The following is a 6641-nucleotide window of genomic DNA, read 5'->3' on the forward strand; positions in this document are numbered from 1 at the left end:
GGGGCAATGGGATCGCGTGGTGCGGCGGCGTGTCGGCTCGCCGCCGCACCTCGCGCTCAGGGGTGTTCGAGGCGTTCCATCAGCAGGGACGTGAAGTGGTCCATGTCGGCTTGGAGGCAGGCGCGCTGGTTGTGCTTGCCGGTGCAGCCCGGTGCCCAGTCGCCGCCGTCGCCGTAGTCGAGGAACCGGTACGGGATGCCGGCCGCGTCGAGGTGGTCGGCGGTCGCGACGGCCGTCTGCCACACGAGGTGTTCCGCGACGGCCTGCAAGGGGTCGACGGCGAGGTCGCCGCCGTCGCCGGCGTACAGGGCGATTCCCATGCCGCGCAGCGGTTCGACGTGCTGCGCGGGGCTTCGCTCGTTCCATACGCCGTCGAGGGGCCAGATCGGCGGACCGAAGATCGCGTCCGGGGCCACGGTCGGCGCGCCGAAGGCGGTCGACTGGGTCGAGCCGAGCACGGCGGCGCGCATCCCCTGGTTCAGCAGGTCGAGGTCGCCGGAGAAGGTCCCGACGTAGTCGAACAGGTCCGGGCGCTGCTCGGCGTACCGCAGCGCGCCGTAGCCGCCCATGGAGTGTCCCGAGATCGCCCGGCCCTCCCGCGCGGCGATCGTCGCCAGGTTGGCGTCGATGAACGGGATCAGCTGGTCGAGATGGAACGTCTCCCAGTTCTGGGTCCCGAGCGGGCCCGGGCGGACCCAGTCCGTGTACCAGCCGCGGCCGCCGCCGTTGGGGGTGACGGTGATCAGCGGGAGGTCCGCGGTCGACTGCTCGACGATCTCCAGGTGCCGCTGGGTGAGCGGCTGGTCTCCGGCGCCGTGGAGGGTGTAGTGCACCGGGTAGCGGGTGGTGCCGTCGTAGCCCTCGGGGAGCGTCACGAGGACGACGTGCTCGCCCGAGACCTGGCCCGGCAGCACCGAGTACGCGGGGACCTGCTCGGTCGACACCGTGACTGTGAACGTGCGGTCGCTGCCCGGGACCCACTCGGGTTGGGCCGCGACGACCAGGCCGGAACCGTCCTCGAACTGCGGGAGCGCGGTCGCGGCGTTCGCGGCGGGGACGGCGGGCCCGCCCAGGGCGACCGCCCCGGCGAGCGCGGCGGCGCAGGCGGCTCGCTTCAGCGTCCTCATGCGGAAGCCTCCTCGCAGAGCGCGGCGTCGACGACCTCGTAGCGGGTCGGCGAGCCGGCGACCTGCGAGTTCGAGTTGGTCATCATCGACGCGAACCGGCCGTCGTCGGTCACCATCGTCACCGAGGAGTGCCCGGTCGCGAGGTCGCCCGAATGGCCCCACGCGTCGCCGCCGCAGGACAGCGACAGGTGAATGAGGCCGAGACCGTATCCGGCCCAACCCGACTCGGGAGGCACCGCGGCGGTGCCGCGCATCTCGGCGAGGGCCTCGGGGGAGACCACCTCGCCGCCGGCGAGCGCCAGTTGGAACGCCGACTGGTCGGCCAGTGTGGAGGTCATGGCCCCGGCGGAGCTGACGGAGGACATCTCGTAGCCGAAGGTGTTGTCGTACCAGAAGAAGAACGAGCCGATCCGGCCGCCGACGTATCCGGGGACGTAAGGACTGGCGACCGACTGGTCGCCGATCGCGGGGAAGCTGGTGTCCGCCAGGCCGAGCGGTTCGATGATCCGGGCGGTGATCGCCTCGCCGACCGACTGGCCGGTGAAGTGCTCGATCAGCATCCCGGCGATGAGGTAGTTGACGTTGGAGTACCCCCACCCGGTGCCGGGGGCGAACTGCGGCGGGTGGGCCAGGCCCGCCCGGACCAGCTCGGGGAGGTCGAAGGTGCCGTCCGGGTTGGCTCGGGCGCCGGTGACGTCCCGGGCGATGCCGCTGGTCTGCTGGAGGATCTGGCGGACGGTGATGGCGCCGCCGTCGTAGCGGGCGTTGTCGACCACGCCCGGCAGGTACTGCTCGATCGGCGCGTCGAGGTCGACCAGGCCCTCGTCGAAGAGCTGGAGGACGACCGCGGCGGTGAACGTCTTGGTCTGGCTGGCGATGCGGAAGTGGTCGGTCGCCGTGATGGGACGGTTCGCGGTGATGGTCGCGGAGCCGCTGCCGATCGTCCAGGCGCCGGAGTCGTCGCCGGCGTACAGGGCCGCACCGGGGCCGGCGGCCTCCTGGTACTGCTCCAGGAGTGTCCGGGTCTGCTCGTGGTCGGCCGCTTGGGCGGGTGCGGCCGCGATCGTCGCCACCGCCGCGATCGTGCACGCGGCTGCCGCTGTCCATCTGAAGAAGGGTCGTGCCACTGTTGCTCCCTTGGTCGGGGCGGGCCGCGGCGGAAGGCGGCGGCCCGACATGCTCACCGAGGCGGCCCGGATCGGGCGGCCTCGATGCCTTCGAGCATGCGGAACGAGGGCGGCCGGGAACAGGGCATCGACCGGTCACTTACGTCCGGTCGCCTTGAGCAGGGAGAACAGGTTCAGTTCTGGTGGGTGGAGCGGTGGGTGGCGGCGAGGTGCTGCTGGAGGCGCGCGTGCCGGAAGCGGTAGTGCACACCGGTGCGGCGGAGCACGCCGCGCCGGTAGGCGTCTTGGAAGAACGTCGGGACGGCCCATGGCAGCCGTCCGGTCAGGGGCAGCCAGAGGCGGGCGAACACCAGCCACTGGCCCCAGGCGGTCATGCTGAGCGCGTACGCCAGGCCGCCGCCGATACCGCCGACCAGGCCGATCATGAGGCCCGCGAGCGGGTTCCAGACGAAGGCGACGCCGACGATCGGCGTCAGCGGTTGCAGGAGCGCGATGACCAGCCAGATGGCAAGGGGCAGGACGAGCGCGAAGGTGGTGCCGAACACGAGCACCTGGACGATCACCGTAGTGCGGCTGGAGCGCAGGAGGGCTTCGGGGCTGGCGACGGACTCGGTCTCCAGCGGCACTTCGCACAGGGCCATGAGCGCGAGCACGAACCCGGCCGACAGGGCGAACACCAGCCCGAACAGGAACGTGTCGACTGAGGCGAGCGTCAGGCTCTCGGCGAAGCCGATGTCGCGGCCGAGCACGTTGAGCAGGCCGCGGAGGAGTCCGTACCCGAGTCCCACGGCGAGGCCGCTGACGAAGCCGGTCCTGAACCGGCGCGCGACCGTCAGGGGGGTGCGGTCGGCACCGCCTCCGATATGGATGCGGATGCGCGACGGTTCGATCGTGCGGCCCCTGAACCGGACCGAGAGTCCGTGCGCGAGGCCGAAGGCCGCTCCGGTCACCAGCCCGAAAGCGGCGGCAAAGACGACGATGTACATGCTCACGCCGCCGTTCAGGTAGGACTCCACGGCCAGGTCGACCAGTCCGAAGACCGGTCCGGTGGCGAGGGCCATGATGAGCATGCGCTTGCGCAGAGGGATGTGGTCGCCCAGCCGCCACCAGGCCAGGTCCTGGATCGCCTGGCGGTCGAGATGGTCGGCGAGGTGGCCGAGCCAGTGTCCGGCCTTTTCGGGCGCGTGGCCCTTGAGCCCGGGCCGGGTCCGATAGACGCTGGGGACGAACGCGGCCAGGAGGTGGCGTTCGACGGCGGCCGTGTCGGGGTACGCCTCGGCGTCCAGCAGTTCGGCCGGGTCGCGATCGGGCGAGTCGCTGTAGACGGTGCGGGCCAGGGAGACCGTGAGCGGCGTCGCCAGCGCGGCGGCGACGTTCGCACCGGCAGTGTCGTGGAGGCGGTCGAGCACGGTCTTCCACAGGGGGGCGCCGTCGATGGTCCGCCGGGTGGTCCGGGGCAGGAACTCGGCGAGGTCGGCCGGGCCCAGGTCTTCGAGCTCGACGCCGGCGGCCTGCTTGAGCACGCCTCCCTCGCTCACCGCCTTCTTGAACTCGCGGGCGCGGCTGGTGATCAGCAGCGGCTGGGTGGGGTTCCGGTTGAGCTCGTCGAGTGCCTGCGATCGCTGCTGCCCGGCCAGCTCGTCGAAGCCGTCGAGGACCGGGAGGATCAGACCGGCCTGCACCAGGGAGGCGGCCGTGCTCGTGCCTCCGGGTTCGGGAGCGCCGAGGTCGGGGAAGTCGCGGATCAGCTGGTCGATCAGCCAGGGCCGCAGCTCGCTGGCCGCCGGGTCCCAGGATGCGAAGCTGAAGACGACGGGTACGGGCTCGTTCGGGCCCCTCGTGTCCAGCATGTCGAGGACGAATCGAAGGGCCAGGATGGACTTCCCGGCGCCAGGTCGGCCGAGGACGATGAGCCGTCCGGAGGGAATGCGCCGGTAGGTCTCGGTGATCTCGCCGAGTCGGCCGGCGAGGTCGATCGGTGCGGCGTCCTCGCGGCGCGGGACCTGGCAGATGCTGGCCCAGTCGTCGATGTCCGCTCCGGACATCGGACTCCACCGGACGGGCAGCGGAACCGGGTCATGGACCCGCTGGTGCGCCTCCTCGGTCTTCCAGCGGGAGCCGACGTTCCGTGCGAGCCGCACCGCGGCTTGCAGGAGCGGGTCGGTGAAGCCCGGCTCCTCGCGGCCCGTCGGAACCGTGCGGTGGTCCTCAGGAGGCGGTGCGGTGTCCTGACCCACGGCCGCAAGGAAATTGGCCCGGTCGGCCCCCTTGAGCTCCAACCCGTCGGCCAGGGCCCGGATCGTATTGACGTTGGGGTTCAGGCGCTTGCCGTTCTCGATCGCCCGGATGGTCTTCACCGAGATACCGGAAGCCTCGGCCAGTTCCTCCTGGGTCAACCCCGCCTGCCTGCGCCGCCTCCGCAGCAGTTCGCCGAAACCGCCGGTCACCGCTCGACCGCCTTCCCGGCACGAAGCCGCCCTCGGACTCGATGGGTCCACTGGTCAGGAAGAGGGCAAATCCAGCGGTGCCGCCGCACCTGGGCACAACCGCCCTCATGAGGACGATCGTATTGGCAGCGCCCATAAGACGCGAGCGCGGGTCGCACCCGGCAGGGGCCGACGTAGCGCATGGCGACGGTCGGCACGGTCGACGGCCGGGTTTCCGAACCCGGCTTTTTTCATGCCCTCTTCCCCTCGTGCCGTTCCTGCCGCTGAACCGCCGGTGCGCTGCCTTGTAAAGCGGCGTTCTCCGAAGCAGATTGTTCGGGGTACCGGCCGCCGGACATCGCACCGTCCGGCGGCCTTTCGAGGAGGCAGGGGAACCGGTGATGGAGACGAATCGAAGGCGCAAGGGGCGCAAGCTGCTCGCCGCGGGGATCGCGGGGGCCGCGGCGGCGGGGGCGACGGTGTTCGCCGTGCAGTTCGCGTCCGCGGAGGAGGCCGCGCAGGACGCGCAGGCGTGCGTGAGGACGGCGCTGCCGATCCCGGAGGGGCTCGTGTCGACGGGCGTGTCGGGGATGAGCGACGACGGGTCCGTGATCGCGTACTACGCGCTGCCGCTGGACCAGAGCTGGCCGGACGGGCTCGGGGCGTTCCCGCGCCTGTACAGCGACGGCGAGGTGACCGACGTGCCGATGCCGGGTGACCACCCGCGCCTGTACGACGCGAACTCGGCCGCCGAGGCCGCCGGGTACGCGACGGGATCGAACGGGCGCGACGTGCCGTACCTGTGGAGCGGCGGCGAGCTGACCGCGCTGCCCGCGGGCGAGGACGGCGGCCGGGCGATGGGGATCAACGAGGGCGGGGACGTCGCGGGCCTGCGCCAGACCTTCGACGGCGGCGTCCCGGTCGTGTGGCCCGCCGACGGGTCCGACCCGGTGGAGCTGCCGCTGCCGGAGGGCGCCAAGAGCGGTGTCGCGCACGACATCGGGGACGACGGCTTCGTGGTGGGGGCGTACTACGACGAGAACGGGACCGCGACGGCCTACTCGTGGACCGCCGACGGCGAGGGCGCGGCCCTGCCGGTGCCTGAAGGCGTCGAGGGCGTGTTCGCGATCGCCACGGACCTCAACGGCGACTGGGCCTCGGGCCAGCTGTGGGTCTCCGGGGAGGGCGAGAAGGCGGCGGGCGTCCGCTGGAACCTCGCCGAGGGCACCGTGGAGCGGACCGGCCTGGACCACGAGGTCGCGGTGAGCGCCGACGGCACTGTCGCCGGGTTCGTCCCGGGCACGGTCACCAAGGCCGCGTACCAGGCGGGCGACGAGGTCGTGGAGCTGCCGGGCGTGGCCGTGCCTGAGTGGGGCGGCGACGCCGCCGAGGAGATCAGCGCCGACTGGACGCTCATCGCCGGGGACGTCTACATCGAGACCGACGACGCGGGCCTTCCGGTCACCAACGCGGTCGTCTGGGACTGCGCGTAGCCCCGGGACGCGCAGCGGGGCGGGACCGAAAGGTCCCGCCCCGCTTCACTGTCTCACGGTCTAACCGGCGCCCTCGCCGGCCATGCCGCCGCGCGGGCCCGCTCCGGGGCTCTTGGGCGGCATCGTGCCGGTCCCTGCCCCGGGGCTCTTCGGCGCGCGCTCGCCGGCCAGTTCGGCCGGGGGCGTGTCCGGGATGCTCGCGGGCTTGTCCGCGGCCCTGAACGTCAGGCTCGTCTTCTCGACGTCCGTCGGGTCGCCGTCGACGTCGACGATGACGATCTGGCCGGGCACGAACTCGTTGAAGAGGATCTTCTCCGAGAGCGTGTCCTCGATCTCGCGCTGGATCGTGCGGCGCAGCGGCCGCGCGCCCATCACCGGGTCGTAGCCCTTGTGGCCGAGGTACAGCTTCGCGTTGTCCGTCAGCTCCAGGGCCATGTCGCGGTTGACGAGCTGGTCCTCGATGCGCTT

General features: G+C 71.8%; 4 protein-coding genes and 1 pseudogene. 1 reads left to right on the top strand and 4 read right to left on the bottom strand.

Going from position 1 to position 6641, the window contains the following annotated elements:
• Nucleotides 1–56 precede the first annotated feature (56 nt).
• From AB0A65_RS25870 to AB0A65_RS25880, 3 genes are all read right to left on the bottom strand, one after another.
• On the bottom strand, nucleotides 57–1127 hold the full coding sequence (locus AB0A65_RS25870) for an alpha/beta hydrolase-fold protein (protein ID WP_359955485.1): 1071 nt from the start codon (nucleotides 1125–1127) through the stop codon (nucleotides 57–59).
• Entirely contained in the window at nucleotides 1124–2254 is a 1131-nt protein-coding gene (locus AB0A65_RS25875; protein WP_359955488.1) for a serine hydrolase domain-containing protein, read from the bottom strand. The genes AB0A65_RS25870 and AB0A65_RS25875 overlap by 4 nt, the downstream gene beginning before the upstream one ends.
• A 173-nt stretch (nucleotides 2255–2427) precedes the next feature.
• Nucleotides 2428–4701 (bottom strand): helix-turn-helix domain-containing protein, encoded by a 2274-nt coding sequence (locus AB0A65_RS25880; RefSeq protein WP_359955491.1) that lies wholly within the window; start codon nucleotides 4699–4701, stop codon nucleotides 2428–2430.
• A 380-nt stretch (nucleotides 4702–5081) separates the two neighbouring features.
• Here AB0A65_RS25880 and AB0A65_RS25885 point away from each other — a divergent pair, with 380 nt between their 5' ends.
• A complete protein-coding gene (locus AB0A65_RS25885) occupies nucleotides 5082–6173 on the top strand; it encodes a hypothetical protein (RefSeq protein ID WP_359955493.1) in 1092 nt (363 codons plus the stop codon).
• 60 nt (nucleotides 6174–6233) lie between these two features.
• On the opposite strand, the pseudogene AB0A65_RS25890 reads toward AB0A65_RS25885, so the two are convergent.
• Nucleotides 6234–6641, bottom strand: a pseudogene (locus AB0A65_RS25890) (hypothetical protein); the annotation flags it as partial.

The sequence above is a fragment of the Glycomyces sp. NPDC047010 genome, assembly GCF_040644205.1.
In the GTDB taxonomy this organism is placed as follows: Bacteria; Actinomycetota; Actinomycetes; order Mycobacteriales; family Micromonosporaceae; genus Glycomyces.

Bases quoted from the DNA above. Each gene is read 5' to 3' on its own strand.
- AB0A65_RS25885 (WP_359955493.1), top strand. From the start codon at position 5,082: ATGGAGACGAATCGAAGGCGCAAGGGGCGCAAGCTGCTCGCCGCGGGG.
- AB0A65_RS25870 (WP_359955485.1), bottom strand. From the start codon at position 1,127: ATGAGGACGCTGAAGCGAGCCGCCTGCGCCGCCGCGCTCGCCGGGGCG.